The sequence below is a fragment of the Methanobrevibacter sp. genome (assembly GCF_045220775.1).
Taxonomy (GTDB): Archaea; Methanobacteriota; Methanobacteria; order Methanobacteriales; family Methanobacteriaceae; genus Methanocatella.
In genome coordinates this window covers 1-1,879 of sequence record NZ_JBGUWC010000008.1, presented here as the reverse complement: position 1 = coordinate 1,879, position 1,879 = coordinate 1, and the positions used below count along the sequence as shown (strand labels likewise).

At 32.4% G+C, this 1,879-nt stretch carries 2 protein-coding genes; both read left to right on the top strand.

Features of this window, described 5'->3' with window-relative positions:
* The first annotated feature begins 107 nt into the window (after positions 1-107).
* Positions 108-539, top strand: coding sequence for a hypothetical protein (locus ACJROP_RS00275; protein WP_406533519.1), 432 nt, complete (start codon positions 108-110; stop codon positions 537-539).
* Positions 540-590: 51 nt separating this feature from the next.
* Complete coding sequence (locus ACJROP_RS00270) at positions 591-1,835, top strand: hypothetical protein (RefSeq protein WP_406533518.1); 1,245 nt, start codon at positions 591-593, stop codon at positions 1,833-1,835.
* Positions 1,836-1,879 lie beyond the last annotated feature (44 nt).

The window sequence follows — 1,879 nt, the reverse complement described above, 5'->3', positions numbered from 1 at the left end:
GAAGGCTTTAACAGTGGTTTCCCTAATATTCTAAGTGTTGATGTAATTGATGATTCTCATGCGGAAAACAAGACCGTTGGAGACTACTTCGGAACCAAGGTGGTATAATGGGTGCTGAATTAGTTAGAGTTGGCAAATACTTAGAAGATTCCATTGAAAAGTATAGGGAATCTTTTTATGAGGAATTACGTAAGAAAGAAGCTGAAGAAGAATATGATGAGGAAGAACTCCAAAAAAATAGATGGAGTATGGTTGCTTTACAGAAAGTTAATAGGGATTTACATTATCCTTCCTCTTTTGAAAGGTTCCATCTTATTTCTGACATGTTAGCTAGAAATAGGGATGATGGTTATGATACTGAATTTGTATTCTTAGATGGTTCTGTGATGACTATTCAACCCGACATGCTTGCTGATTTTAGAGATGGTTATCTGGTCATATTCAATAAGGAATATTCAGAAGAGAATCCAACTATGATGCCTATTGAAGATTCTGCTTTTAATTTATGTAATCTTAGGGAGGTCCATACTTTAAGGTAGGATAAATTAAATTTTTATCCTACTCTTTTATTTTTTTTAGGAGGTATATTTATGGTTGATATTGATGTTGTTTGTGGAAAATATTTTGATGGCCATGTTAAACCTAAGCATTTGAATCCTTTTGATGAGACTACTCCGGAGGGTAATCATATTCAAGGATATATCTGTGTAAAACCGAATAGGTATATGGGTTCTATGTTGATTACTCATGTGAATGGTGAAGAGACTAATCAATTTATACAATCAATGCCAAAACTTCACTACTTCAGAGACTCTAGAGATATAGGAACTGAAACAGTTAGTTACTGTTATGAAAAATTAGACGGGACATGTTTAATATTATATCCCTTAAAAAATAGTCAAAGTGAAATAATTGAGATTGTCCCAAAAATCCGGAACCATCCCATAATGCCTGCGCATTTCAGGGAATTATTCAATAGAGTAGATCAAAAACCAATCAAAGATTACTACAGAAAGAATAAAGGCATATTAATATTTGAATTATACGGTATTTTAAACCCTCATCAAATCTTACATTATGATGTTGGAATTGGGATTAAACTGTTAACCGTGTATGATTATAATATGTTCTGGAAACCTGATGATTATAAGCATTATGGTTTTGAAATCCCTGATTTAGTATTCAAATTATCTCATGTGGATACGGAATGGGTGTTGAAAGTTACTAGTGATAAGTTTAAGCATTATCTTGGAAGGGAAATTTATATTTCTCCGACTAATATTGATGCAATTGATGGGATAAAAGATGTCCTTGAAAAATTAAACAAGGAATACCATGAGTATAATAAGATTAATGCAATTGAAGGTGTGGTTATCTACACTAGTGATTCTAAGTGTAATCCTAGAATGTTAAAATGTAAACCTCGTGATATTGAAAGGGAACACCGCAGCCAAAATGGTGTGCCTCGCAGAAGCATTACCAAAGAAGTATTGAAATACTTCGATGAGTATGGTGATGAAAAAATTAAAGAAATTTATCTTGAAGATGAGAATCATCATACTGAATTTATTTACAGGATGTTATCTGAAGAGTATCCGATGGAGTTAATAAAATTAAGTAGTAAAAAGATTGAACGTGTTTTCATGCAGATATGGGAAGCTCGTCAGATACCTGAATCATTATATGATATTAGTGACCAGTTAATCATTGATAATCCTGATGCAGACATTACTACTTTGATGAGGGAATTTGCTAAAAAATATCCTATGAAAAAGAAACAAGCGAATACTGTTTATGGTATTTTGAAACGTAAAATGAAAAAACAAGGAGACTAAAATTTATGAGTAAAAAAGATGTTTACACTGTTAGACGTGTTCCA

Excerpts from the sequence above, each read along its gene's own strand:
- ACJROP_RS00270 (WP_406533518.1), top strand. The coding sequence starts at position 591 with ATGGTTGATATTGATGTTGTTTGTGGAAAATATTTTGATGGCCATGTT.
- ACJROP_RS00275 (WP_406533519.1), top strand. The coding sequence starts at position 108 with ATGGGTGCTGAATTAGTTAGAGTTGGCAAATACTTAGAAGATTCCATT.